This window comes from Bacteroides sp. 2_2_4 (assembly GCF_000157055.1).
GTDB lineage: Bacteria > Bacteroidota > Bacteroidia > Bacteroidales > Bacteroidaceae > Bacteroides > Bacteroides ovatus.
In genome coordinates this window covers 693,515-719,945 of the sequence record NZ_EQ973356.1, presented here as the reverse complement: position 1 = coordinate 719,945, position 26,431 = coordinate 693,515, and the positions used below count along the sequence as shown (strand labels likewise).

20 protein-coding genes and 1 pseudogene are annotated in these 26,431 nt (G+C 41.3%); 2 read left to right on the top strand and 19 right to left on the bottom strand.

The window, feature by feature from the left end; translation table 11 throughout:
* Positions 1 to 2: 2 nt before the first annotated feature.
* A complete protein-coding gene (locus tag BSCG_RS21325; RefSeq protein ID WP_008771379.1) occupies positions 3 to 761 on the bottom strand; it encodes a DUF4099 domain-containing protein in 759 nt (252 codons plus the stop codon).
* A 220-nt stretch (positions 762 to 981) separates the two neighbouring features.
* Between BSCG_RS21325 and BSCG_RS21330 the strand changes: the two genes are divergently transcribed.
* Positions 982 to 1,656, top strand: coding sequence for a M23 family metallopeptidase (locus tag BSCG_RS21330; protein ID WP_008771380.1), 675 nt, complete (start codon positions 982 to 984; stop codon positions 1,654 to 1,656).
* A 1-nt stretch (position 1,657) separates the two neighbouring features.
* On the opposite strand, the gene BSCG_RS21335 is transcribed toward BSCG_RS21330, so the two are convergent.
* From BSCG_RS21335 to BSCG_RS21380, 10 genes are read right to left on the bottom strand one after another with little or no spacing between them, the layout of a single operon-like run.
* On the bottom strand, positions 1,658 to 2,185 hold the full coding sequence (locus BSCG_RS21335) for a hypothetical protein (RefSeq protein ID WP_008997482.1): 528 nt from the start codon (positions 2,183 to 2,185) through the stop codon (positions 1,658 to 1,660).
* A 1-nt stretch (position 2,186) separates the two neighbouring features.
* Complete coding sequence (locus BSCG_RS21340; protein WP_008771382.1) at positions 2,187 to 2,585, bottom strand: hypothetical protein; 399 nt, start codon at positions 2,583 to 2,585, stop codon at positions 2,187 to 2,189.
* 26 nt (positions 2,586 to 2,611) lie between these two features.
* The gene (locus tag BSCG_RS21345) at positions 2,612 to 5,860 is read right to left on the bottom strand and encodes a DEAD/DEAH box helicase (protein ID WP_008771383.1); all 3,249 of its coding nucleotides are present in this window, start codon (positions 5,858 to 5,860) and stop codon (positions 2,612 to 2,614) included.
* 13 nt (positions 5,861 to 5,873) lie between these two features.
* Positions 5,874 to 7,460 (bottom strand): ATP-binding protein, encoded by a 1,587-nt coding sequence (locus BSCG_RS21350; RefSeq protein ID WP_008771384.1) that lies wholly within the window; start codon positions 7,458 to 7,460, stop codon positions 5,874 to 5,876.
* Positions 7,461 to 7,467: 7 nt separating this feature from the next.
* A complete protein-coding gene (locus tag BSCG_RS21355; protein WP_008771385.1) occupies positions 7,468 to 9,468 on the bottom strand; it encodes an AAA family ATPase in 2,001 nt (666 codons plus the stop codon).
* A gap of 12 nt (positions 9,469 to 9,480) precedes the next feature.
* Positions 9,481 to 9,699, bottom strand: a complete 219-nt coding sequence (locus BSCG_RS21360; RefSeq protein ID WP_008771386.1) for a DNA modification system-associated small protein — start codon at positions 9,697 to 9,699, stop codon at positions 9,481 to 9,483.
* Positions 9,700 to 9,704: 5 nt separating this feature from the next.
* On the bottom strand, positions 9,705 to 12,065 hold the full coding sequence (locus tag BSCG_RS21365) for a DEAD/DEAH box helicase (RefSeq protein WP_008771387.1): 2,361 nt from the start codon (positions 12,063 to 12,065) through the stop codon (positions 9,705 to 9,707).
* Positions 12,066 to 12,075: 10 nt separating this feature from the next.
* A complete protein-coding gene (locus BSCG_RS21370) occupies positions 12,076 to 13,095 on the bottom strand; it encodes a virulence RhuM family protein (RefSeq protein WP_008771388.1) in 1,020 nt (339 codons plus the stop codon).
* Positions 13,092 to 14,924: a site-specific DNA-methyltransferase gene (locus tag BSCG_RS21375; protein ID WP_008771389.1), complete on the bottom strand. Its 1,833-nt coding sequence runs from the start codon at positions 14,922 to 14,924 to the stop codon at positions 13,092 to 13,094. The genes BSCG_RS21370 and BSCG_RS21375 overlap by 4 nt, the downstream gene beginning before the upstream one ends.
* A gap of 12 nt (positions 14,925 to 14,936) precedes the next feature.
* Entirely contained in the window at positions 14,937 to 15,179 is a 243-nt protein-coding gene (locus BSCG_RS21380; protein WP_008771390.1) for a helix-turn-helix transcriptional regulator, read from the bottom strand.
* A gap of 189 nt (positions 15,180 to 15,368) precedes the next feature.
* Here BSCG_RS21380 and BSCG_RS21385 point away from each other — a divergent pair, with 189 nt between their 5' ends.
* On the top strand, positions 15,369 to 19,337 hold the full coding sequence (locus BSCG_RS21385) for an NACHT domain-containing protein (RefSeq protein WP_008775161.1): 3,969 nt from the start codon (positions 15,369 to 15,371) through the stop codon (positions 19,335 to 19,337).
* Between the two features lie 59 nt (positions 19,338 to 19,396).
* On the opposite strand, the gene BSCG_RS21390 is transcribed toward BSCG_RS21385, so the two are convergent.
* From BSCG_RS21390 to BSCG_RS21425, 8 genes and pseudogenes are all read right to left on the bottom strand, one after another.
* The gene (locus BSCG_RS21390; protein WP_008771392.1) at positions 19,397 to 21,577 is read right to left on the bottom strand and encodes a type IV secretory system conjugative DNA transfer family protein; all 2,181 of its coding nucleotides are present in this window, start codon (positions 21,575 to 21,577) and stop codon (positions 19,397 to 19,399) included.
* Positions 21,578 to 21,618: 41 nt separating this feature from the next.
* Entirely contained in the window at positions 21,619 to 22,290 is a 672-nt protein-coding gene (locus tag BSCG_RS21395) for a DUF1566 domain-containing protein (protein ID WP_008771393.1), read from the bottom strand.
* Positions 22,291 to 22,296: 6 nt separating this feature from the next.
* The gene (locus BSCG_RS21400) at positions 22,297 to 22,806 is read right to left on the bottom strand and encodes a hypothetical protein (RefSeq protein ID WP_008771394.1); all 510 of its coding nucleotides are present in this window, start codon (positions 22,804 to 22,806) and stop codon (positions 22,297 to 22,299) included.
* Positions 22,803 to 23,648 carry a conjugative transposon protein TraN gene (traN, locus tag BSCG_RS21405; protein ID WP_008771395.1) on the bottom strand — a complete coding sequence of 282 codons (846 nt, stop codon included), beginning with the start codon at positions 23,646 to 23,648 and terminating at the stop codon, positions 22,803 to 22,805. Before traN ends, BSCG_RS21400 begins: the two co-directional genes overlap by 4 nt.
* Before the next feature lie 24 nt (positions 23,649 to 23,672).
* Positions 23,673 to 24,833, bottom strand: a complete 1,161-nt coding sequence (gene traM / locus BSCG_RS21410) for a conjugative transposon protein TraM (protein ID WP_008775160.1) — start codon at positions 24,831 to 24,833, stop codon at positions 23,673 to 23,675.
* Positions 24,830 to 25,195, bottom strand: a complete 366-nt coding sequence (locus BSCG_RS21415) for a hypothetical protein (protein WP_008775159.1) — start codon at positions 25,193 to 25,195, stop codon at positions 24,830 to 24,832. The genes traM and BSCG_RS21415 overlap by 4 nt, the downstream gene beginning before the upstream one ends.
* Before the next feature lie 11 nt (positions 25,196 to 25,206).
* Positions 25,207 to 25,821, bottom strand: coding sequence for a conjugative transposon protein TraK (gene traK, locus BSCG_RS21420; protein WP_008771398.1), 615 nt, complete (start codon positions 25,819 to 25,821; stop codon positions 25,207 to 25,209).
* Between the two features lie 27 nt (positions 25,822 to 25,848).
* A pseudogene (locus BSCG_RS21425) lies at positions 25,849 to 26,307 on the bottom strand (hypothetical protein); the annotation flags it as partial.
* Positions 26,308 to 26,431 lie beyond the last annotated feature (124 nt).

Below are 26,431 nucleotides of genomic sequence, written 5' to 3'. Positions count from 1 at the left end.
TTTTACTTGTGAAGTCCAGCACCCATATTGCGTTGGGCACTCTTTTTCTGTTCGTTCCAGAGTTCTTCCGTGTATTGCTCTTCCGGAATATAGTCGAGATTGCCGTCATCGTCCATCATCCAGCAACCGTAACAGCCGAAGGTGTATTTGTCCCATTCTCTTTTGGTCTGCTCGTTCCATTTCTTGGCGTCTCCCTGACAGAAGCGGATGCCGTCCTTCTCGTGCAGGCTGATGCCGACTGTTACAGGCTCGTCTTGCATCACAAAGGTCAGCGGTTCGCCCTGCTGCATCACCTTGATTTCGGCATTGCTGAGTTTCAGTTCTTCTGCCATCACCTGAAGGTTCCGGGCGATGACCTGCGTGGGGACGGACATGACCTGATTGGTCTCGGTATCGATCTGTACGAAGGCTTTTGTCTTTCGCCCGTCAGCCGTTACCGTGTCGGCAAGAATGACTTTGCCGGAACGGAGCTGCTTCTGTTGTTCCTCGCTGTACTTCTCCAAGGAGGATTTCTTCAGCACCGGGTAGAACACGACATCGGCTTCTCCGTTCTCCTTGCGCACGAAAGCGAATCGGCTATGGTCGGTGACCGTGTTTCCGTTATCATCGTTTACCTTGATGGGAAGCACAGGCGAGTGCCTGCCGTGACTGAGTTCTTCCAAAATGCGCATAGGAAGGTCTTCAATCATTTCCTGTGTGAGTCCGAACTGCGAGAGAGTTTCGTAAGGCAGTTCTTCAAATTCAAATCGTACTTGTTTCATACTTTAATATGATATTTTGATTATACTTTGGCAAAGGTATATACTATTGTTCATACTTCAATTAGTGTAGTTCTAAATAGCCTAATTATTTGTGTTTATTTATGCTTTAAGTATGATTATAATGCAGTATTCATACTCTGAACTTATTTAATGTTATATTTTGGAGGTAAATCAAGACATCTTTTGGCACGGTCGGAGAACTGTTCCTACATTTGCATCTATGAGTAATACACGAATCGTTATAGCCCTTCTTTTGTTATTATCCGGGAACCATGTGAAAGCGCAGTTCAACACGGTTTCCTGTCCGGGCAATCACTATAAAGTCGCTGTGGAAACCCCATCCCGGACGTCAAACGGAACAGAGGCGACACCCGAAAGCATCACCTCTGAAAACGAGAAGTCCGTACCCGACAAGGTTGCTTTGTCAAGTGCGGACTCAAAAAAGAAAGAGCAGGTAGCACGCTATCTCAGCGTATGCTATCCGCTCTCGTATGTCAAGATCAATTCACCATATGGCTATCGCAAGGATCCGTTCACCGGAAAAAGGAAGTTTCACAACGGTATTGACCTCCATGCCCGGAGTGCCAAGGTGTTTGCCATGATGCAGGGGAGAGTGCTGAAGGTAGGACAGGATAAAGTCTCCGGAAAGTATGTCACGTTACAACATGGCAACTTCACCGTCAGCTATTGTCACCTGTCGCAGGTTTCTGTGTCGAAAGGGAAAATAGTCAAGGCAGGGGAAGTGGTAGGCATAACCGGCAGTACAGGCCGCAGCACCGGGGAACATCTGCATCTGACCATTCGTCATAAAGGAGATTATATCAATCCTTGTATAGTCCTTGATTATATTCAGTCCCAATCCAATAAGTGGGACGCTGTCCCATCTTTTGGATGAATCATACGTGGGTGTCTATTTTTACGCACTTACGACCTTTAAGTCCTATCATTCCTTTAGTAACCAATTCCATTGCAAGGTCTTCTGCATCACTGCCGCTCACTGCTGAGACTTTCAAGGTCTCATGCTCGTCAAGTTCGGTGGTAATCTCTAACTGGTATTGATGTATCACAGAAATGCAATCGTTTTCTAATGCTCTTTCTGTCATTTGGGATGTCCAGATGATTTTAGACACCGGTGCCTTGCGGATGTTTTTCAACATTTTCACCTTTACAGGAGCATCCGTTCCGTCTTCGTTTACTTTTCTGAATCGTTTGCATCCACACGAACAGCACCAAATAGGTGGACGGAGAGGTATATTGTCGCCACCCATAATGGCGGTCTTGCGATATTCAAGCATGAAATCCATTTCCGTCATATCCCCGGTGCCATACACAATATCAACGACTTCACTGCCACAAACCGGACATTTTGATGGCTTGCGTGTCACGTTGATAATTTGTGGTCTTGTATCATTGGGCATACTCATATCATTCAAAATACTTGTTTAAAAAATCTTCCTGAAATTCATTGAGCTCTTTGAATTGCGTGTGTCGATTGATACCGATCTCTTCCAATGTATCTAATGACAATTCCTTGCCTTCGTACATTGTAAAAGTCGGTATTAGTTTATAACAATTTTCATCAGCCTGAAATGGCGTAATCCAACAAGAACTATCTTCACGAACACAACTTGTATCAACGACTTCAAGACGATAGCGTACTTGATAATGCCCCTTACCGATAAGATATAAATAGCATATATCCCCAACTTCCAATTTTTTATTGCGAGACTTTTTCCAGTAAGCACATCCTAAAGTTTGGATGCTCTTTACGTGGTCAATCATGCTTTCTTTCCCTTTTAATAAAAATACTCGTATTGGCTTCATATCCTATAGTTGTTAAAACAATGTTTTTATAGATTGCAATATACGTTCAAATCAATATTTGATACATCCTTAATATATGAAGAGACACAACCCAACAAATTAAGTATGTCTGGGCTTGGATTTGAACAGCTTAATCCTGGTTGCACAATATTGATGTGCATAATCAGATCTTTTTTCCAGTTCACCTGTGAGCTTAATTGTTCGAGTTCTTCTTCAGTCCCTTTGAGTATTCTAGAACATTCTCTTCCTTGATATTTTTTTATCTTCCGAGCAAAAAGACGATTAAATAATTGGCGACTTTTATCTCTATCGTTCCATTTTAAGCATTTTTGAGCTTGTCCGCAAACCTCATAAAAATTTGAAATCATATTGCTTATTTTTCCTCCATGTGCGTATTTGAGATGAAATAAATGCATGTGTATTGCATTATTTTCATTTTTGAATCCTATTAAATCTGCAATTTCTCCGCTACCGTCATCATCGTAAATCAGATCGAATTTTTCCGAGATGTATCTTGAAAAATAGTATTGAATAGAGTCCGTCTCATAAGGTACTACATGTTGTGATTCATTTTCAATTTTAGTATCCGCCCAATCTATACCTATCAATTTTTCTTGAGGGAATGGGATAATATCGGAATTTACACGCACTAAATTATTAGCATAAAGACATGAACCATCAGCAAAATATATAACAGGTGCTGCATCGTCATTATTAAAATAATCACAAATATCATCATAGAGACGAGTACCATATCTCATTTTTAGTTTATTTCCCCGTATCTGTTTAACGCGATATATTGGGCGGCTATCCTGTTCGGAATACTCGATTATATAGGTGAATTTAGAATCCTCAATAAGTATATTAAACGTAATTGTGCTCTTTATCTCGTAATCCGCTAATTCAATAGTAGCATACCATAATTGATAGTCAACAAGGTTATGAGATAAGAATATTCCATGCTCTGGGTAATCTCTGTATAATTCCGGGTCCCAATCAATTGCAATAGGTGCAATTTGGGGTAATTCAGAAATTGCTTGAACTCTTAAAGTGTTATTGATAAAAGAATTAGGATCTATTTTCTCATTTTCAACTAACTTCCCAATCATTCTAGCCCATTTTGTGTATTCAAGTAGATTACCTCTTGTATGACTCCATATTTTCCCCTTTACAGAACAACCTACACTAACCCTTTCTCCACGTCTATAGCCGTTACCAAACAAATTATTCGCCGTTAATTGTTTTTGCTCAGTCATGGAAATACCTTCTTGAACATCTTTCCCATAGTAAGACTTAAACGAAACATTACCCATTCGAGCTTTTCTTCCTCCAAAATTAACAATGGCAAAACGTCTTATATCGTGGAAGACACGAAATACACAGTGCCCTGAAATTTTACAGGTATCATCTTCGCCAAAAATCGCCTTTACTATCTCATCCGTTTCACTTAAAGTACTATATACGTAGGCGTGGTTATATTTGGGTGTACAATATCTATGAATGACAAGAATATTCCAAAGTAAATTCTGTACACATTCGACATTACCCCAATCAACATTTTCAATGCTGCCTCCGATTACAACTAATGTATCTCCATCTGTGGTGCTACTTCCGAAACGATAATCATAAATCTCAGGAGATAGTATATTTTCCCAAGCTTTGGGATTCCACGTGTTTGAAGTTCGATATATGACTGCACTTAATGGAATATTTATACTTTGGAATGGAATTTTTGATAATTCCAAATTGTTAAATGACTGGATGAATTGATTAAAATCTTTTTCTTGTTCAGTCGTTCCATCATTTAGGAGTGGCAACAAGCTGTTCCAATCTGCATCCTTAGCATATAGTTCTTCTAGCTCTTCCAATATTGGAGGATATGCAATGTTCGTAATAAAACTTGCATTTCCAAGGTTAGAATCATATGATGTACGTGTAAATCGACCTATGAATTGTAAGGTGATTGGTAAACTCTGCTTTGCGTCGTGAATTGCTGCAATCTTTAATTCAGGCATATCAAATCCTTCTCCCAACATATTTACGCAGACAATAATTTTATGTTTTTTGTCTTTTATGTTGTTTAAAATTGATTTTTGGTTTGGCATTGAACTAAATACCATCACCGGATTTAAATCAGAGTATTGCTGATATATCTCCATTACTTCCTTGGCTCTTTGTTTTGTACTGCATCTAGCCATAAGAATATGGTCGTATCCATTCTCCATATCAGAACGGAGTTGCTTAACAGCTACCTCGGCTATATGTTTATCAGCTTGAATTAAATCATACTCCCTTATTGGAATAAATTTTATAGGTTTGTAATATCCCTGCGATTGTGCATCTTTTAAGGAAAAGTTATATATAAAATCTCCTTTTAATCTTCGGCTATCATTTCTGAATGGAGTTGCGGTAAATAGTGTGACTTTTTCATCATCAAAAGAGTCGATGAACTCGCTCCATGTTTTAGCTTCGGAGTGATGTGCTTCATCAACAAATAGATGACTTATGTTTTCCTTTAATAAATTTATAATCTCCGATTCGCAATTTGTAATAAGAGGCATAGTCGTGATTATAACATTTGATTTTTCAATTAAAGTGTACCAACCATTATAATCCATACCTTCCTTAACAATACCAACATTCGGATAAGAGCAATCACTTGTAACTATTCCAAATTTGTGAAGTACGCCCAAAGTAAAAAATTTATTTGCTAATTGGTCTCTTAACGCATCAGATGGAACAGTTACAAGTACTTTGGCACATTGATTCGCAATGAGGATACTTAACATGGTTTCTGTCTTTCCTGTCCCAGTTGGCATGACTATTATATTTCTGCCATGATGAATTTGAGCCTTTGACATAAACGCATATATAGCTCCAAGTTGCGGAGCACGAAGCCCTAAAATGGATTCTTGAATATTTTCCTTCTTATAAAGGAATTTACCTCTCCAAGAAGCTGTTATTTCCTCAGGACGTAAGGTGTCTATTTTGGGGTGTTTAATCCATCTGATAGATAAAATATTTCCTCTAAGAAATTCACTTTTGCGAGGTATCTTGTTTGTTAATACGACATATTGATAACCATCAATACTATGATCATTTTCATCTCGCGTAAGAAGTATTTCTGTATTATTTGCGCGTATAACAAAGGGTGAGGTGGAAACAATATCAAATGTAGCTTCACTAAATTCAGTAGCAAATCCGTTAAGATGCTCAACTCGATTGTTTCCACAACTCCACAAAAGTTGGATTATTTCGAAAGGTAATTTTATCATAATCTAATCTTGCTTATATCAAGTGCGTTACATTGATTTTCTTGTACTTTTTGCCCATACTCAGTGCAAAAGCCATTTGGTCTTTGATTATCAGCTCTCCCTTTTGAAGCCCAGCAATGGCAGTGCGAATTTCTTGAAGTTCATTGCCACTTACACCAAATAAATCCTTGATAACCTTGTCATCAATAGTTTGCTGCTTCATAATGAGCGGATATTGAGCATTGGCATAAAAGTCAAATCCTTTGCTCTTGAAACTACTCATATTTTGTGTGGCAAGAATGATGCTTAATCCCTTATTTCGACCTACGGCAATCAGATTACGCAGAGGACGATTGTCAAAGTCAAGCATATAGTGAGCTTCGTCTATAATGGAGAAATGGCGTATCTGAACCACATCGTCGTTTGTTGCTTGCTTTTCTAACTGTTCATAGATGTTATTCAGCTTAGAGATTAAGAAGTACACGATTGCCTTGGCAATAGGCCCGTCCTTCGGATAACCATCCATCTTGATGATATAGCAATCACCAATCAAATCAGCTTTGTCCTCTTCCTCAAATATATTGGCTCGTACCAACTGTTTAAGTACAGACGAAATACTGTCGTCTTTTGCAGGGTCGGTCATTTTAGCTTGATATTCCTTCAACATCATTGTGAATGTGATAGGCGATCCGCTGGTTTTCTTATATGCTTCAACAATAGCCTCACTCAGCCGGTTATTCATATTGGCACTTGCCGAAACTCTGTCAATGGAACAGAGAGCTGATGCCATTTCAGACGAATAGAGATTGATTTCGTTGATAGGTCGCCCTGTAAAGTCTTTGAACGGAGTGAATGGAAGCGGATGCTCGATGGGGTCAAGTATGCAACTGCGATCCACATCAAAGTGAGAGAGCCAATGATTGTTTTGGATATCGCTAAATTCTCCTTTATAATCGAATAACAGAAAATTTACAGGATATTGCGATTCGGAAGACAACGCTCTAAATTGCTGCATCAATACAGCTAACAAGTTTGTTTTTCCAGATCCGGTAGCTCCAGCTATGATAATTTGAGAGTTGGTAATGTTGCGGCTGTTGATGTCAAGGTTCGCTTCCATTTCCTCGTCTCCATAGTTACCCACAAGTAGATTAAGCACTGGAATGTCTTTTGTCATAGCCACCTTGCTGCCCATAGAATACAAATATGTATCCAAATTGTTTTCTTTTATCAGATAATCACGACCACGAAGCATTTCCGCTGCTATGATACGTGAAAGGGTGGCGTTCTGGGTCCAGTCAATATTCAAACTTGAATATCGTAATTTCAAAAGAGCTGCATATAGGGTTGACAAGTCGTGCATGGTAAAGAAACTGGGGACAATACGTGCAGAACTTGTTGAAAGCTGAATGTCCTTAAATTCTTCCTCTTTTCGCTCGGCAGGAATACTCAGTCCCACAATGAAACAGATTCTCATTACCTTATTGAGGGTAAGACTCACACGCTTTTCTCTGTCCACAATACGAGACAGATTGATTTTATTCTCCATCAGATCTTTGACAGGACTGATTTCATCCAGCAGACCTTCCATTTGACGTGTATTTGAAAAATTGATGATACTCATGTCGTTACTACTGATTAAGCGTGATACCAAAATAGCCTTCATCTATGGTTGTCCGTTGCTCTTCCACATTCCTATGTAGGGTATAGGTCTTTGAGATAAATGGCTCTAACTTTATATAGTCGCTGTCCGTTCTGATTTCCGAAGTGGTACACAACAGAATTGTCTGTTCTGCCAACTGCGGGAAATACTCTTCCATAAGTGCATCACGGCTTTCATTATCAAGTACGCCCATCACCGTGTCTATCATCACCGGTGGATTATAGTCGCCTAAGTTACGAAGCACTTTCAAAAGAACTTGAATGAATATCTGCTTGGATGCAGCGTTGAGTTGATTCAATGAGATTTCATTTCCGGCTGTATGGTATAGCTTAATATTGAATTTTTCCATACTATCGGATAACTCAACACGCCCAACATGTCCTTTATAGGAAACAAGCAACTTGTTTAGTTGCTCTTGCATTTCCGTTTCTATCTGTGCTTTTTTCTTTTTCAAAAGCATATCTGCCACTTTGTCGAAGAATGGACGAAGTTTCATCAATGTGTCATACTTCAAATCCGGCTCTTGCTGTATCTGTACATCGTATTGATGAATGCGTTTCTCCAAACGTTGGATTTCGCCTTTCAAGTTGCCTTCCAGCGATTTTTGCTTTTCTATATTATGTTTGGCTTCCTCATAATTGGCTATCAGCATACTATTTCCACCGGAACGAGTCTGTTCCAATGTGCGCTTTTCTGATTTCAAATTATCTATGTTCGCTAATTGAACCTCTAATTCTTGTCTTTTTCTGTCGATAGAAACGAACTGGTTATGACCGCCTTTGCCGGGCAGTTCACGAAGAGCAGTTACTTCCGAATCGTCTAAATAATCATATGGATCTTCTGTATTGGTAGCATTCTGTAAAGCTACCATATGTGCTACTACATTTTCTTCATCCACCGCATGACTACATAGGGACAGTTCTTTTAGATATTCTATAATTTTGGAGGTTACATCACGTAACGTTTCTATCGGATAGGCACCGGTATTCTGTTTTTGTAGCTGCTCTTTTACACGGAGAAGATTGTTGATTTCCTGCGACAGGTTTGATGCCAGTTTGGGCAGGAACACATTGATTTCAATGTTCTCTACAAACGACTTCAAGACCTCTGCATAATTTGCAGCTTCGTCAGTGATGTTTTTTATTTTGCCGTCAATGTCTTGTATGCGTTTGTTCAGGTTGGCTGTTTGTTGCGCACCTTCTTTTGCACGTTGATACTCTTCTTCTACCGAAGTCATATATTTGTACAGCCTGTCTTGTTCGGCAAGACATTCATTCAACTCACTTATCAACTGTTCCTTTTGACCGCATAAGGCATTGTATTCCTTTGCTTCCTTTTCTGCTTCTAAACGTTGTTGCGCCCATTCCTGCTGGAGTTTTTCTGATGCGTGTTTTAGTTGTAGATATTTTTTGAAACCGAGCACGTTTTCAAAGTTATCTCGAATGGTTTGCTGAAAGACGTTCTTTTTCAGTAGTTCGCTCGATTGCATGGCATCAAACAAGAAATATTGGCTGAGTTCCTGGGGAAGATTAGCCTTGATGATTTTGTTTATCTCCTGTTCGGCACGTAGTCTGTCTTTGGCGGCTGTCATGGTACCATACACATACATATTGCCATTCATGTTGAGAGAGACACTTTCGAGAGGTCTTCCTTGTGGATTAAGCACGTAGGTTCTTTTCAAGATGTATTTTTGCTGTTGTCCTAATACTTTGCCTACAAATGTTATTTGCAGACTTATCTCCGGCTTCGCTGTATTTATAGCACCTTGATTGAGCAATTCAATGAAATGTTCTTTGCTCTCTATTTTCAACCCGTACAAAGCCCCACTGATGGCTTCAAATAGAGTCGTTTTACCACCACCATTCGATCCTCCGATAAGGATGATTGGCCTGTCATCATCCACCGTCAAATCAAGGTCGAGGGCCAGATAGGTTTTATAGTTGCTTATTTTTATTTTCTGTATGAGCATGGCATCTAAATTTTATTGACGAATTTTCTGAATGGCGTTACGGATAATCTCTTCCGTATCGTTGTCACTCATTTCTATCACATCTACTTTCTTAGCGTGATACGCTTTAAGTATGTCTTCACTAAGCCAATCAAAGTCAATCTCTTCTTTTTCACAGATTGCCTCTATCATAGCCAAGTCATCCTTTCGGATGCCATAGTGTACAAATTTGGGGTCTATTCCTTTTGCCATAATCATCATGCGTTTTGAGGATAGAAACAATTCCAGTTCAATGTGTCGGTAGTGTTCTTTATGGGAAGCGGCGAGAACAACCAGTTTTCATCCTTCCGAAGAATGACACCACCGTAGAGCGGCTGTTCTTCCGTTGTGTTTTCTTTTATGTATTGCAACAAGGCGTTATGCTTGTCGGACGCAAACACATCGCTGCCTATACTTTTGGTATCGAACAGATAGATATGTCCGTTCTTCATCCGGATTACAAAATCCACGTAGAAGAGTGATTTTGCCTGTTCGTCTCCGGTGGTATATTCTATGGCGTAATGCTGTTTGCCTTTATCCCCGTTCTTATACCACCAGTCTATGTATTGGCTGTTCTGTTCTAAATAGGCAACAAAATCTTTTTCCGGATTCGAAGCCTGATTGAGTTGCACAAATGGCAGTAGCGCATGATTACCGGTTTCTTCTATGTGACTTGTTTCGTTATCGTATGTCCGTTCTTCCGGCACTTCCCAGCCGTATTTCCTGAATACTCTTTTTGCTGCCGATTCTTTGCGGGCCTTGTCACGGATACGGGCATACCTTTCCAAAGCGGAGTCGATGATACGGTCGAATTTGGGGCGGTTCGAATGGTAGAGTACCACTTTTTTGGCTTCCGTCTCATAGATTCCAAAGAAATCGGCAAGTATCTCTAACAGGTAACTTGCTATTTTGTCAGTTCTTCCTTTGCTCTCGAACTGATGGCCTTTAGTGGCAATGTATGCCATAAACACACGGTCTATCTCCGTGGCTTTTCTCGCGTATTTTACAGTATCAACTTCCAGCACCTGTTCTTCATTTTGGAAGTGTACATCTTGCGGTATCTCGATATTGATGTTCTTTACATCAAGGCGCAAGGAGTTAGCCACCTTTTTCCTGTTTTCATTGATTTGAAGGTCATCGCTATCCGGCAATGTATTGCTTTCTTCATCATTATCCAACTTGGCCAACTCCTCCAACGAGAACAGCAAGTTGCCTTCCACAAAGTCCCAAAACCTGCGGGCTTCTTCGTGTAACACCTTACGGAAGTCCGGGCCTAAATAGTTACGTTCTACATTGGGGCGTTCTGTATAGCTTGACGGTAAGTTTACATTTTTCAGATTCTCACGGCGATGCGCGGTAATGGTATTGTTCAAGATATATCCGGCATCCGCCGTAACAATCTGTATCTTGTCCTTTGCGATGTCGGTAAACACATAGCCGGAGTTCAGTATCTCCTTTTGATAATGTTTCTGCTCCGGCATACGCATGATACGCCCCACTGTCTGTATGGTAAACTGGTCGCTTTGCAATTTGCGGAAGATGAGCAATACCGCTGCGCGAGGGCAGTCCCAACCCAAGGCAATCGCCTCTTTGAAAAGCAATACCTCTGTCAGGTTATCCGGCTTTTCAAGGTCTGTCAGATTCTCTTTCTCGCCGGCAAGCCATACTGCCAGCCGATGATTGTCTGTTGTGATGCCACACATCACTTCAAGATATTTCTTTACTTGGTCGGCGATGGCTGTATCTTCGGCTGTCATACTCTCTTTGGTGTCGTTAGGCAACTGAATCAACAGCAGGGGATTGACGTTGGAACCTACCGCTTTATACGCTTCGGCTATCTGGTTACGCTTGTCCAATGCCGCTTTGATAAGGTTGGCATTGAGTTCCAGTTCATCACTGAAATTCAGCTCTATTTCCGGATTGAGCACCACTTCCTTTTTTATCATTTCTGCAGCAATCACATCCTGACGATAGACCGTGACCTTTTCCTTTGGATTGGCAGTTTTGGGAGTGGCAGAAATACGAATCTCCACAGTCGGATTGATTCTATCGAGCACGGCAGCCGACTTGTCCGCTGTCTTCGACCAGAACATGTGTTCCTCATCAATGATGGCTACAATAGGTAGGCCGAATTCCTCTTTCGTCCTGTCGGTTATTTCGTAAAGCGAAAGTGAACAATCACCCTCACGTACCATTACATTATTCTCCTTATTCACGCTTTCCCAGTTTACAAAGAGTATTTCACCGGGACGGATACCTTCATTCTGGTCCAGTTCATCGAACATTACCGGGCGAAGCGTGCGTGTCTCCTCGAATGCGCCTTTCAATTTTTCATAACTCTGTATGTGCAGTTTGCGTGGGGCAAACCATATAAATGCCACTTCCTGGTAACGGCTGTCACCACGGTCGTGCAATTCGTCCATCAGTCCTGCCAGCATCTGGCAAGCCATCACGGTCTTTCCGGCTCCGGTAGTCGCCTCGAACACTAATTTATTGCGCTGCCCTCCAAGGTTTAACAGGCGGATAGTTTTATCTACCAATTCGGTTACGGCTTTCTGTTGATATGCTAAATTCTTCATTGTTTTCCGTCTATTCCTTTAATTTTTTCTGTTCCTTTTCAAAATTCTCCAAGAAATGAATTTCCACAGGCGATAGTTCATACATGGTCCGTTCCTTAAACTTATCATATTCCATATCGGCTTTCTGTTTGGCTATTTCTGCCGATATTCTGCCAGCATGGGTAAGTAGTTCTTTCCCGGATAGTTTGAGAAAGTCGTCCAACTTCTGAATCCAGTCTTTCATATACATGGGCTGGTGCGACTTGGCTTGCAGTTCAGCAAAATCAAGGTATAGGCTGACTATTCTATTGAGCGTATCCAATTCATCAGCCGAAAGATAGTTTTTCGCTACCTCTGCATCAGTACGTTTAGGCATTGCGCCTGTCCACGAGGTCAATCCCATGAAATCCTTTTCTGCATCGGCACGTTCATATATTACTTCAGCGGCAGTGTGTCCGTGAGCGGAAAAGTGCATCTTGTTCTGTACGGTCTTGAAAAAGAGTTGTGTGGCTTCTGCCCGTGGGTCATAGTCTATGCTTAACGCATAGATTGCCAAAACCTTTCGGTAGAACACTTTTTCGGATGAGCGGATGTCGCGAATACGTGCAAGCAATTCGTCAAAATAGTTGCCACCTCCGGCACGTTTCAGCAGTTCATCGTTCAGGGCAAATCCTTTCACGATATATTCGCGCAGTACATTTGTAGCCCATATACGAAACTGGACGCCACGATGTGACTTTACACGATAGCCTATGCTGATTATCATGTCAAGGTTGTAAAAGGCTGTTTGATGCGTTTGTTGCTTACCTATGATAGCTCCGTGTTGAGTGGTTGTTGCAAAAAACGCAACAACCATATCTGCCTGCAACTCACCCTCTTCAAACACGTTTTTTATGTGCCGTGAGATGGTGGACTTATTTCTCTGAAACAGTTCTGCCATTTGGTCGGCAGTGAGCCACACCGTATCGCCCGACAGGGTTACTTCTATCTTCGATTGCCCATCTGGGGTTTGGTAGAGTATGATGTTTCCTTTATCCTGCTGCTCGTTCATTGCTCGTCCTCCTTTTCATCAAAATTAAGCATACCGTTGAATGCTTTGTCGTCATTGCTGGCAGCATCGTTTTCTTGTTCAAGAGTGATGTCTTTTTTCTTTGGCAGGATGCGCTTGTAGGCGTTGTATATGGCCTGCGGAAGAGCGCAAAGCTGCACTTTGTCCTGTACCTCTTCAAATTCACCTTCCCACGGGTCTTCGCTTGGCGAGAACACATACACGCGCATCTTCCCCTCGTAATCAGTCTTTCGGATAAGGTCTGCCAACAGCGGCACGGCCTCTTCCTTATATATAATCATCATACGCTTCTTGCCATTGTCGAAATAGCGGAACACATTCTTGTAGGTCGGTTGTTCACCGAATTTTGTCTGTTCGGTATAGAGGTCTTCCTTAATGCAGAGCATATCGGTGGAGAGGTTCATCAGTTGACGCATATTCTTCATGCTCCGGCTTCTGCCGACAAAACTTGTACGATAGTAGCGCAGTGTGTTGTTCTTTAAGCCGGTGACTTCTTCACCTTTAGGTGTGGTGTAGCCATTGATTACCCGTTTGTTTCGTTCGTAGGTCACTTCTTCGCAGATGTTATTCTCATTGTTGGTGACGAGGATGCACTTGCGGTGCCCGCCATCTTCAGCATTGAGTTGCATAGTGGCGTGAAGGGTGGTACCGGAGCCGGCAAAGAAGTCAAGAACCATAGCGTTAGGTGATGTTACAACTGCTGAGGATAGTAAGAATTTCACAAAGGTTGATGGCTTTGGAAAAGCAAAAGGTCTAATAGCAAAAATATTAGCTATTTCTGCTGTACCTTGGGCTGTGTTGAACAAATCTGATGTGATTAGATTCCTATAAGGTGTTGTCCTATCTACCTGTCTGTTAGAGTTATCTACTTTTTGGTAACGCTTACAATATACTGCCCATTCATTTTTGTTTTTCTTAAAAACGATAAAATCATTATCTAACCCCCATTGAACTTTTGTTTTACTCCATAAATAGTTCCATCCTTCATTCTGTTGTTGTCCTCCACCCGGGTATCGTAAAGTTCCATCTGGCATTTTAATTGGAAAATTAAGTGCTTCTGAATAATGTCCCCCTACTCGTCTTCGATCAAGTTTATCCAAAGTATAATGTCCTCTCTCTTTGATATGTTCATCCGTTAGTTTAAATGTATCATCTGAAGGTGGCTGTCCGTCAAAATGAGCTTTTGAACGATTTGCAGTATAGACTAAAACATATTCTGTTGTTGTTACAATTTCATTCCCTGTATTAGAGCCTGCTGTTGACTGCCATATAATATTGGTTATAAAATTATTATTTCCGAACACTTCATCACACAGCAATTTCAATTGCGCTTGTTCGTTATCATCAATTGAGATAAAGATAACGCCACGGTCAGACAGCAGTTGTTTTGCAATACGCAACCGCTTGTTCATAAACGACAGCCATTTGGAATGACGGTAGCTGTCTTCCTTGTCAACAATACAGTCGTTATAGACAAAATCCTTGTTTCCCGTATTGTACGGTGGATCGATATAGATAACATCAATCTTTCCCTCATGCGTGTAGGCAAGTGAGGTCAGGGCTTCCAAGTTATCACCCTCGATAAGGATATGGTTCGGTGCATTGGCATCATCGCTGATTATGGCTTTCATGGCATCCTCTATCAATACCGGCAACTCATCCCGCAAACGCTCCTCCACATCCTCCGGCTTATCCTCCCACACAAGCCCATACTTCTTTTGCTTGCGCAGCAGGCCCAACAGTTCCGACTTTTCTTCGTTTGTCAGTCCATCGAGCTGCACTATCTTATTGTATAATTCCGTTTTGTTCATATCCACGTATTATCATTTAACGAGTCTGACAGTCTGGATGCTTTCCTCCAACGAGGAGTTCAACAACTCTTTCACATCAACATTCAGCACATTGGCAATCTGCAACAGAGTTTCCAATCCGGGCTGTGAGGTGTTCGTGCACCATTTAGACACTGTTGCCGGATCCTTGCCCAATTGTTCTGCCAGCCATTTGTTGGTTCGCTTCTTTTCAACAAGAACGACTTTGATTCGATTTATATCTTTCGTCTCTTCCATTTTGGTTTATTATTTACCTTACCATGCAAAAGTAATGAATTTATTTTATTCAGACATCATTCAAGTTATATGATTTTCCATTGAAATTGCGAATTAGTTCAATATTCCTGCTTATCTATGATTATTAGATCAGGAAAAAGGGTTATCTTTGCTCTATAGTTATTTTATGATAAGACTGGTACATAAAGAATGGAAAATTATATTACACCTCAAATAGTCAGGTATCAAAATGTGTATGATCTGTTAGAGAATAACAGAACCACTTCGTTGTTTGGTGTCGAAGAAAATTTGTCAATAGACAAATTGCTTCAAGAAAAATTTGTTTGTATAGTGGGTGAACCTGGTATTGGAAAGAGTCGGCTTGTTGATGAAATAAAGAAGCAAATTTCTGGTCATTTGTATTTATGTCCTGCATCTAAATTTAATTTAGAATCCGCTCCGACCAATGAGGATTTCTGCATAATAGATGCCTTGGACGAGGTTGAGGGAAATATATTCCATACTGTTTTACTTTCAATAAGACAATATAGGGAAAATAATCCCGAAACAAAGGTGCTATTTACTTGTAGAAAGCATTATGTGGCATCTTATAAAAAGCATTTCTCAGTTTGCAGTGATTTAATTTTTATTGAATTATGCAGGTTGAGTGAGCATATTGTAAGTGATGTTGTTAATTGTAGATGTTCGAATATAACAAACGAAAATATCAGTAAAAGCGCAAAGTTAAAAGAGCTTCTAACAGTTCCTAGATATTTGACATTTTTATTGGAGTATGATGAGAAAAAAGGAGGATGTTTAAATGTCGGAGAACTTTTTGAGTATATGATTGTCCGTTCAATACAAACAGCCATAGATGTTTATCCGAACACTACGAATAATGAAAGTGTTAAAGTTCTTATACAACGAGTATTGGAAAAAGTGGCTTTCATTATGGAAATAAGCAGAAAGGATCAAATTTCAAAAGATGAATTATATACGGTCTTAGATGAAGTAGAAGGCAATATGACACAGATGCTTATTGCTAATTTTGATTTGTTATTCTTTGAGAGTCGTATATTAAAAGAAACAAATGGGATATTGCAATTTGAAAATACTGAACTACAGGAATATCTTGCTGCTAAAGAATTATGTAGGCAGGACAATATTGAAAGTGTACTTTATGATGTTGCTGTGCATAAAGAATTGAAACGTATTTACATAAACTGGTACGATGTTATTCCTCATATTTCATATGCGGAAGATAAAATACATACATTTGTTAATGTGCTAAAACTTATTGTGGCATATGAATCTAATCTTGAAAATGAGCCATTTGAAACTTTGCTGAAATATATAGATTCTTCTCTTCTTTCTCTTCAACAGAAAGAAGAGTTATTCTTCATCATTTTTGACCACTATCAACGTGTACCTGTATATATTAACTGGAGAGGGGCAATTTGCGGATTATTACAAGAATGCTATACTTCAAGTTGTAATAATAAAATAATATTGGCTGTAGAACGGCTTAATAAGATTCAAATAACGAATATCTGTACTATATTGGAAGTAATTGCCGAAGATGACAAACTGAGCAAAGAAGTTTTCGACCATTGGAATAATGCAGCAAATATTCTCATGCAAACAGGCGATGAGGAAAAACAACTGGTGGCTTTAAGTTTGTATAATGCACTAAAAAATGAAGACGAACTTGTCAAATTATCTGGTTCATACAGTCGTTTTACTGAAAGAGTGAAAGAAAAATACTGTGAAGTGACCGGCTATGGAAAATTTACAAATAATAATGTTGTAGATTGCTGGTTGGATAGTTGCTATGCAAGTGATTCATATGCAATAAATGCAGTACTATTTATAATGGATGGTCCTACAATTATTTATGCGTATAATAAGATTACAGAAGCTAATAAACTTGGTGATTTTTTTAATCATAATAGGACTTTACATATCCATTATGAGTGGCATTTAACGAAACAATTTCATATTGCGTGGGATATAGATTTAGAAAGTAAAAAACTCATGACAAAAGTTATTGTGAGTTTCATTAATAATCATCTGTATATGAGCTATACAGAGATCAATCCTATTATTAAACAAATACTGCTTGAGAAAACAACAGGATCCTTGTTTATTGATAGTTTTGATAGAGTATGGGATTTAGAAGATTTATTTCGACATTTTGATGCAGAAATTGTTGATGCTGAACTTATATCTTCTTTAGACAAACTTTTACATGAAATAAAGATAGGAGAATGGCATATAGACAATATTCTAACTGCTCTTATTAGTAAAATCAGAAATGATGAAGTTAAGAGCATTTCTATATCCGAATACATAAAACGTTATGCAGAGACATTTGAACGATGGGATGAAAACTCAAAGAAAAAAGTAGAAAGTCAAACAAATTCACATGAATATCAGCGACTTATTGATTCTTATCAAATCCTTTCAAAACTAAATGTACACGAATTCTACAAGTATGAAGCTGCATTTGAAGTATCTAAAAATGTAGAATTTATACAACAACAGGAATTTATTCAACCTTTTGTGGATGTTATTGCAAAATTTTTCACAGAACTAAATTTGGATGAAATGACATTAAAGAAGACATCCGAAAATTCTTTTAATCTATCTACATCTTTAATTAAAATACCGTATTTTGTTAATGCAATTTATCGGTTAGGATTCCGTAAAGTGTTGGAAGAAAATAGAACTGTTTTGATAAAGACTTTACCTGTTGTCTGCTGTACTTTGAATGCTGGGGCCAACGAGATAAAGGAAATATACAAGTCTATTATTTGTAGTATTAGTGATGATGAGAAGAAGCAACTTGTCGAATGGTGGAAGTCAAGGGAAGATGATTTTATGAATATTAGTACGGAGGATGTTTTAACCTGTATTACCGATTATGGAATTGATGCTTTGTCCTATAAAGTGGAAGAGTATATCGAACAATATAAAGCCAATCAAGACTTTAGTCACAGTATTGCTGCATCTAAAGCTTTAGCTCTTGTATCTGAAGGGTACTGTAATTGGAATATAAATAATTACAGAGCATTGTTCGATTCTCTTGCTGATGATAGTATTGGAAGCATAAAAATGCAGTGTAATGACATAATGATTGAAAAATATCAAGATCCAGAGGCAATGACATGGAGGATTGAATATTTAAAAAATCATGTTGTAAAGTCTCTTTGTCGTAAAACTGGGTATGTATATGCGGTTTCTAAGGAAGAATCAGAAATGACACATCCACAGATGTTCAAATGCTTTATGAGCATAAAAAATAATGAGAGACTGATTGAACAAATGTTTGATTTGTTTGATTTTGGCTTATCATTATGTATAACTTCAGAGACACAGGAATACTCAAGCTATCTTCTTAATCAGATATGCTTTTTCTTTATAAATACCAATAATATTTTTTATATATTAGAATTAAGAAAAAAGGTGGCGTATTTTAATGATACAAATGCGAGTTTTCTCGTAAACAACATTATGGATAATGCTGAAATAATGTATTTGAAAAAAGAAAAAATTACAATTGGTAAAGCTATTAAGCAATACAATAAATGCGTCAAAGAATCACATTTGGAAATCCGGAACGATAACGATTTAAGACGATATTTTAATTATATTTATTCTGAGGTTCAAAAAGAAATACAAGACCAAGGTATATATTCTTTAGTACGACAAGAGGCTTTAAGTGAAGATTTTATTCAGAGGGAGTTGAAAAATACCGTCATCAATAAATGCTGCCAAATGGGATTAGAGGCTGTTCGTGTAGATCGGGAGGTTACTCTACAAGATAATAAGCGTACAGATCTTCTTATTCGATATGGTTTATGTAATCCTATTATGGTAGAGCTTAAACTGCTTCACAATAAAGAACTTAAAAATAAAAAAGAACGTCAGGAGTATAAGAAAAAGTTCATACAATACACTAATGCAACAGGTGCTTGCTTGTCTGTATTTTGGATATTTGATGTTCATAAAAAAGGTGGTAATTGTTCTAATTTTGATGATTTGAAAAATGAATACACTGATTTACCACATACCTTAGTATTGCTAACAGATTGTAAATGTAGTAGTTGTATTGACACTGGCGTATCAAAAAATGGAACGAGGCCTAAAATCAAGAAAACTCAAAATAGAAAAAAATAAAGCATTATTGGGGTTGGAATATGGGGGCAATGCCTGATGATTTGCCCCCATTAGAAAAGCTATTTCACTTTATATTTCTGAATCTCTTGTATCATTTCCTTGACATCTTCTCCAACCTGTACGAAGTTCTTGTAAAGGATGCGTTCCCGTTCATCCCTTGATTTGAAGGTGTAGAACTTGGGAAGCGGTACATAGCCGGCTTCTTCCTTTTTTATTTCTTTCATGTCGAAGTCTGTCTTGCAGTAAAACTTGGAGGTCTTGAACTCCTCGCTTTCCTGAATGTTCATGCTTCCACCGCTTCCTGTTTTTGTCTTCACAAAATCACGGGCTGTCTGACCGCATATCCATCCGGTCGGCATATCGGAGATTTTGGATGCAGGAACAAGACTGTCCATGTTCTCATTGAGGTTGATGCTGGTTTTGTCCCGGTCGATGGTCACGCCCTTTTTGAGTTGTACCACCTTGCCGAAGATGTCGGAAGACAGCCATTCCAAGGTCTCTTTGGAACGGGCAGAACCGCTGACCACATTGCCGACAGTGGTGATAATCTTCTGCATACCTACCTTGCCATAATCCGCTTCGAGCTGCGGAAGTTCCTGGAATCCCAACGCCACTGACACCTTGTTGCTTCGAGCCGTACCGATAAGGCGGTCTATCTTGTGAAAATACAAAGTCGGCAGCTCATCAACGATGATGCTTACCGGGATATTTTTGCCTTGTCCCGTGTTCACTCGTGTAACCAGACGATTGAGGATAAGGGCGTTCAGCGCACCGATGATGCTCTCCATTTCCGGGTCATTGGCAATCAAGAGATAAGAAGGACTTTTCGGGTCAGAAACTTTCAAGTCGAAGTCGTCACCGTCCTTGTGGAATATCCAGTAACTTTCCTTGGTGGCAAGGCGTGAGGTATAGACACGTAGCGTACCAATCATACCTTCCAACTGTTCCATTGCCTTGTTCTTCAAAGCGGTTTGAAACGGACCGAGCAACGGCGTCACCTCGTTGTCGGTCTCCAACACCTCGAAAATGGTCTGGTAACTCTCATTGAGGAATGACAGGATATGTGGCATATCGGAATACTTTCCGAGCCAATAAGCCGGTTCCACTTCCTCGCCTGCGGAATTGAACACCCGTCCGGTGGGTATCATCCGTTTGGTCTGTTTGTCCTGTACCTTCTCTGCCGTGAGCATATTGCCGTCCTTGTCGTATGGCTCTTTGCCCCAGTTGCAGAAGAAATAGATGCAGGCTGCAAGGAAGTTGACAGCGGATGTCTGAAAGAACTGGTCACTGCCACCGCCTCCTTCTTTCTTGCCTTTTTGTAAGGACTCAAGCAGGGTTTCTGCGGTTTCAGATGCGGCAGCAAGGTTGTTGATGTATTTCAACTGGATAGGGTTCACCCTCCTCGAATACTCCACATCAACGAAATTGATGATGTTGAACTTGCACCCCTTGGGCAGATTTCCGAGCTTCTGGTTTTTCTTGTAATGATAGTATAATTTGGTAGCCAAGGTCGGAAACTTATAATCGTAAACGACTAAGGCAAAGCCTTTTGCCGAGTGTTGCCGGATAAACGGTTCGATAATGGAGAAAGTCTTGCCGGAACCCGGTGTGCCGACCACCCATGTGCCTCGGAAAGGATTGCTGATGTTCACCCAACCTTTGCGGAACTTCCCCTTGTAATAGTAGCGCATGGGGATATTGACCGAATACTTGTTCTCCTGCAACTCCCGGCACTGCTCAAAACTCTCATTCTCAAAATTGAAACGGTCTTTCAGTAATCCCTCTTTGAGGAACTTGGAAATGTTGTCAAGGGCAATGTGTACCAGTACCACACCGATTATTGAGGCAAGCATATAAAGCCAGATGTTCAACCGTAAAGTGTAAAGCCTTGTTTCCATCGGATATCCGAACAACCAAACAGACAATACAACCAGCCCCATACCTATTATAATAGGATAAAGAACTTGTTTCCGTGCATTGAACTCCAGTTTCTTCTTGTTCCTTGTCCCTATACAGGTGATGCATATAAGCAGGAATGTGGCTAACTTGCTATACGCGAGATTCCCGTCATTGTAGATTACCCACCGCTTGATACGCCCGTGTATGTCGCAGAGTATGCCGCCCCAATGGTCAAGCATGGCCGGGTCAATGGCATACTCGAAAAACTCCAGCAGAATGGAGACATAGATGATCGAACGGAATATCTTGTAAAAACCTTGTAACTCTTTGCTTTCTTCCATTTCGTTTCCAGTTATTCGCTAATTCTTGTATATTCTGATTCTTAATCTCTCAAGGTAATGATTGCTCGTACCTTGTGCGCCTGTGTCTTGGGTGTTTCCTGCATCGAGCCGCTTCCCATGGAATAGAGCCACGCTTTCGCCTTTTCCTGCCCGGCCACTTCCGTACTCGTCCAGTACCAGCAGTCATCGGCTGCATCGGGCAGTTCGTCGCCACCGCACATCCTGATGATGGGGTTTATCTGGCTCTTGGCATTATAGAGCATCCGCATCTGTGCCACGGATGGGATATAGGACGACTGTCCGTACCGCCACAGGGCGAAGACTGCTTCTGCCATAGGCGAGGTGGTTTCTCTGGTGTCGTAGATTGCAAAGGTGTTTTCGTTGCCGTCCAGTGCCGTGATGTCAGTAGATGTGCGTTGGTTTACCCCTATGCTATCTGCAAAAGCCTCCGGAGCCAAGTCCCACAGGTAAACCGCATAGCCGTTGCCTTCAATGGCTTCATCGTGATTGACATGGAACACCACGGCAATGGGCTGTTTTTCGGATTGCTTGAAGTCTGATACCGACAACACTTTGCCGTCCGTACACAGGATATGACAGGGCTTCATTGCCGTGTCCGGGAAATCCCGGTGTGCGTCACAGGCCACGAATAACATGACGATGGCCGACAGACTGAATAGCCTGCAAGCGTTTATGTATAATTTCTTTTTCATTTTCCCTTAGTTTAGAGGTAATTTTACACCTAAGACAATGCCCGTGCGGAACAGGTCTTCTCCTTTTATCATCAAATCGGTTTTCACCTGGCAGAAAAGTCTCCAGCCACCTCGAAGTACGTAATTGTGTTCATAGCCGAGGTGGATGCCGCCCAAGAACCGTTTTGTGTCACTCCCGGCCGATGCCCCGATACGGACATTGCCGTAATGGTTGCGACCACGCGCCACACAAGGCTTGTAGGCTACTCCGAATCCGTAACTCCTGTAATTCCTCCAGAATGATTCCGGACAGATATGACCGCAGGATGCGCATTCGTCCCATTTGAGATAACCATTGGCAAAAAACTCCCATGTGTGGTGGTACTTGCCCTCATGTTCGTATGAGAGGGTGATGTCCAGCCCGTTTTGATACAGGCAACCGACACCCAACGAAAGACGGTCGCTGTTGCTTTGCGCTTTACCGTTCATGGCAAATGTCATTACCGTGACCAATACCAATAATATCTTTTTCATCATTCCTCCTCCAATAATACACGGTTAAACGAATCGGCTGAAAGCACATCCTCGTAGTCTATATTCAGATGTATGTTCCTGCCGCTTATCTGTTTCTCGGTCATTTCAATGGTCAGTACCTTGTCGTTGGGGAAGGTCATCTTCTTCAACACGATGACATTGCGGTAGCCATGACGGAATGACTTTGCCTGTTCAAGTACCAATGCGGGAGCCAGCTCTATGATTTGGGCGTTGGTCGCCTTGGACAACTTCTTGTCCGCGAGTTTTACCCGGATCTCGTCAATGTCAAAACGGATGTTTGTCTTGTTCTCAATGGAGAAGTCAATGAAAAAATAATCACCGACCGCGTAGATGTTGTTCAATCTCATCGTCATGCGGTGTTCCCGGCTTCTCACGTTGCGGTATTTGGCAGGAGAGTTCCATATACGCCTCGCAAACTGTGTCATATCCGCCTGTGACATACTCACGGCAGGATTGTTATAGGCGTTACGTTCCCGGAACTCGATTTCCTTGTCCGTCACGGCTTCCTGCATCCTTGTGGTATAGAGCAACGCATACTGGGTACGATAGCGTTCCGTGACAATGGTGACGATGGCCAGTATCTCACCGTCCTCGTATCCCGTCTCCTTTGGTTTCAGACGGATCGTGTTGTTTATCGGTTGGTCACCGACTACTTTGTCCGTGGAAATATCCACGAAGCGTATAGGTTCGGAAGCGGTAATGACCGTGGTCACTTGCTCGTTGACGGTCAGTTGCTCCAGTTCCTCGTAAGTCTGCTGGGCGAATGTAGGCAGGCTCGACAATGCCGCCGTTACTCCGATACAGATAGTCTTGATAATCTTCATATCTATGATTCTTTGAATGGTTATTTACTTTGCATTTCTTTTTTCCTTGCTGTTGATGATATAGACAAACGTACCGTATTTCAGGTTGACCTTGTTCTTTTTGATGTTCTTGCTGATGGCGTTGCTCGTCTTCTGGTAGGCATCCTGAATAGCCTGCATTCCCCATTGGGTAAGGCTGTTGCCATTACTGCCGGTATTCATGTTCATGTTGCTGTTGAACGCTCCGCTTGCCACATCTTTGGCGGTTTCCCTGAATGAACTTGACGGCACATACAGTCCCTCCAGTCCGTCGGTATCATAGAGCGAAAGGCTGACCTTGATGATTTCATCATTCACCAGTACGCTGTTAATGGTTCCCTTGACCCTCTGCGAGGAAAAGCCGCTCATGATGGCGTAGAGATAAGAACCGCTTTTGACCACCGTCTCATTGATTTCCACATCATCCAAAAGCCGAAGTCTGACACGGCTTCCGTCCACGGCCTTGACATCCTCGTCTATAATCGCCTTGATCAGATTAGGCTCATGCTCGTTTTGGGCAATGGTGTTGAAATAGTCGGAGGTCACTTTTACTTTCTTGACCATTTCACCCGGTTCTTCGTTTTCGGAAGGAGCGTTTACCGCCCGGCTTTCTTCATTGATTGTTCCGCTTGCGGACACTCCGGTTTCCGTGCGTTGTTCAAGACTGTCTTCTGCAAGCGGTTCAACAGGTTCCACCTGTGCCTGCGCCTTTAGTCGTGCTTCCGCGAGGGCACGCTCCAGTTCTTTGAGGGCTTCCTGCTCTCTCGCTTTGGCATCGGCAGTTTCCTCTGCCTGTAATTTCTGCTGTTCCAGTTCACCCAAGAAGGCAACTTCGTCCTGGCTGTACTGCGATTCGTATTTTTCCTTGTCATCATCGGGTTCGTCTCGTTCTATGTTATCCACAGCCGTGTAGTCGGCAATCTTGCCCCACGACTTTGCCATGTTCTCGTATTTGCTTCCTATGCCGTCGCCGCCCTTGATGGTGGCATCGGGCAGGTCGGGATTCAGGAACTCCGTGGTCTGGAGTGTCTTGTCGGCTATCTCTGCCTTTTCTGCATTGAAGAGGTCAAAGATGAAATAGGACGCGCCCAACAGCGGAATATACAATATGGCAGGAAGCATATATTTGGGCTGCCTGAAATTGATTTTCTCGAATATCCTTTTCATCGTTGTCTGGTTTGGGTGGGTTCAACAATGGGAGCAACCGGCTCCTTGTGGCGTTCTCTGAGCAGACTGTCCTGCATTTCTGTAGCACTTCTTATCTCCTGACCATGCCGATAGGCCTTGGTCAGCCGATAAATGTTGAAGGTGAATGTGCCGATTACGAAACCGAATACCATGACAAGGAACAGTATCTTGTTCCTGTTGGCAAAGCCCTGTATCTTGGCGGCCAGTTTGTCAAGACGTGTCGCCTGGGCGAATTTGCGACCGGCATTCACATCACGCTCGTATCTCTCTTTGTATTGTGGATCGTTCTTGTCCGGCATCTTTTCGCCGAACAGCATCCTGCGGAATCCTTTGGTGTTCATATCTGTAAATTTTAATAGGTTGCTTTCGTTTTCTGTTCGATGTCTTTATTGAGGAGGGTACGCCAATTTACGATAAGCAATCCGTGCGGATTGTTCTCGGTTCTCGGCACTCGTTTGAGTTGTCCTGCCGTCACCAGTTCACGCATCAGGATGTTGCTTCTGCGCTCGATACGTTGCCGTCCGTAATAAGTGAACTCCATATTGCTTTTGTCAAACCGCACACTGTCGCAGTAAATGGAGAATACGGCACTCGTTCCCAAGATGTTGGAGTAAAAGCCTTTCTCTTTGAGCGTGTTGTACTGTGCAAGTCCGGTCTCGTCCACCAGGTACATCGCCTTTTCCATCGTGTATTTGATGTACTTGTCATCGGGAGGAAGCGTGAAAAAGAAGTGGTGGAACATTTCCACATGACTTTTGGCTTCCACATCAAGGGTTTCGTCCATCGTGGTACGGTTGACCAATATTGGCACGTTGCCGTCCAGCACATAGACTTTCTTCTGTGCATCTGTCACCATTGTCCGTGCCGTCCAAATGCTGCTTACGCTGATGATGATGCAGCCGACAAGGAAGAACGAGCAGATGATTCCCACTAACTTGATTTTGTTTTCTAAATTTCTGATTACCATTGTATATTTTTGATTATGAGTTTACGATTATCGCATCATAGTACCGATTGCACCAGTCGCTGTCATCTTCGCCTGTTGAGCCACACCTTCACCGAAGTTTCGGGTTGAGAATGCGGTATCGCCCTCCGGTATCATCCAGGCGGCCAAGTCCGGAACAAGGTTCAAGCATTTCAATGCCACGATACTTGCAGCCATAAGGTAGCCTGCCGAGAAAAAGGAGTTTTGCAGATAAGCAGCCATTGTCTGCTCACTTACCGTGATTGCCGTCAGGTTTTCCACCTGTATGCAAAGCACAATGTCGAACAGAAGCAGGACATAAAATCCGACGAAGTAGAGCATCGCACCATAAAAATGTACCGTCAGATACCTTGTCAGCCATTTGGCCCAAGCTCCTTCCCATTTGGGCAAGAGGCTGAAAGCCCATTGTATCGGTCCGAAAATCGTGAGCATTCCGAGCAGGATTTGCTGGCAGTAAATCGTCGCCCATTAGCCAATGTATTGAAACGAAGGGAAAATAAAAACAGATAAAATCTATATAAATACTGATTATCAATGTATTATTAACTAATGATGATTTCTGTTGTATTCCTTAAAAATCTCTATTATTCGA

Bases quoted from the DNA above. Each gene is read 5' to 3' on its own strand.
- traM (WP_008775160.1), bottom strand. From the start codon at position 24,833: ATGAAAAGGATATTCGAGAAAATCAATTTCAGGCAGCCCAAATATATG.
- BSCG_RS21380 (WP_008771390.1), bottom strand. From the start codon at position 15,179: ATGGAAGAGACGAAAGATATAAATCGAATCAAAGTCGTTCTTGTTGAA.
- BSCG_RS21345 (WP_008771383.1), bottom strand. From the start codon at position 5,860: ATGATAAAATTACCTTTCGAAATAATCCAACTTTTGTGGAGTTGTGGA.
- BSCG_RS21365 (WP_008771387.1), bottom strand. From the start codon at position 12,065: ATGAAGAATTTAGCATATCAACAGAAAGCCGTAACCGAATTGGTAGAT.
- BSCG_RS21395 (WP_008771393.1), bottom strand. From the start codon at position 22,290: ATGAAAAAGAAATTATACATAAACGCTTGCAGGCTATTCAGTCTGTCG.
- traK (WP_008771398.1), bottom strand. From the start codon at position 25,821: ATGGTAATCAGAAATTTAGAAAACAAAATCAAGTTAGTGGGAATCATC.
- BSCG_RS21370 (WP_008771388.1), bottom strand. From the start codon at position 13,095: ATGAACGAGCAGCAGGATAAAGGAAACATCATACTCTACCAAACCCCA.
- BSCG_RS21355 (WP_008771385.1), bottom strand. From the start codon at position 9,468: ATGCTCATACAGAAAATAAAAATAAGCAACTATAAAACCTATCTGGCC.
- BSCG_RS21415 (WP_008775159.1), bottom strand. From the start codon at position 25,195: ATGAACACCAAAGGATTCCGCAGGATGCTGTTCGGCGAAAAGATGCCG.
- BSCG_RS21385 (WP_008775161.1), top strand. From the start codon at position 15,369: ATGGAAAATTATATTACACCTCAAATAGTCAGGTATCAAAATGTGTAT.
- BSCG_RS21335 (WP_008997482.1), bottom strand. From the start codon at position 2,185: ATGAGTATGCCCAATGATACAAGACCACAAATTATCAACGTGACACGC.
- BSCG_RS21390 (WP_008771392.1), bottom strand. From the start codon at position 21,577: ATGGAAGAAAGCAAAGAGTTACAAGGTTTTTACAAGATATTCCGTTCG.
- traN (WP_008771395.1), bottom strand. From the start codon at position 23,648: ATGAAGATTATCAAGACTATCTGTATCGGAGTAACGGCGGCATTGTCG.
- BSCG_RS21325 (WP_008771379.1), bottom strand. From the start codon at position 761: ATGAAACAAGTACGATTTGAATTTGAAGAACTGCCTTACGAAACTCTC.
- BSCG_RS21375 (WP_008771389.1), bottom strand. From the start codon at position 14,924: ATGAACAAAACGGAATTATACAATAAGATAGTGCAGCTCGATGGACTG.
- BSCG_RS21340 (WP_008771382.1), bottom strand. From the start codon at position 2,585: ATGAAGCCAATACGAGTATTTTTATTAAAAGGGAAAGAAAGCATGATT.
- BSCG_RS21350 (WP_008771384.1), bottom strand. From the start codon at position 7,460: ATGAGTATCATCAATTTTTCAAATACACGTCAAATGGAAGGTCTGCTG.
- BSCG_RS21360 (WP_008771386.1), bottom strand. From the start codon at position 9,699: ATGGCAAAAGGAATAGACCCCAAATTTGTACACTATGGCATCCGAAAG.
- BSCG_RS21400 (WP_008771394.1), bottom strand. From the start codon at position 22,806: ATGATGAAAAAGATATTATTGGTATTGGTCACGGTAATGACATTTGCC.
- BSCG_RS21330 (WP_008771380.1), top strand. From the start codon at position 982: ATGAGTAATACACGAATCGTTATAGCCCTTCTTTTGTTATTATCCGGG.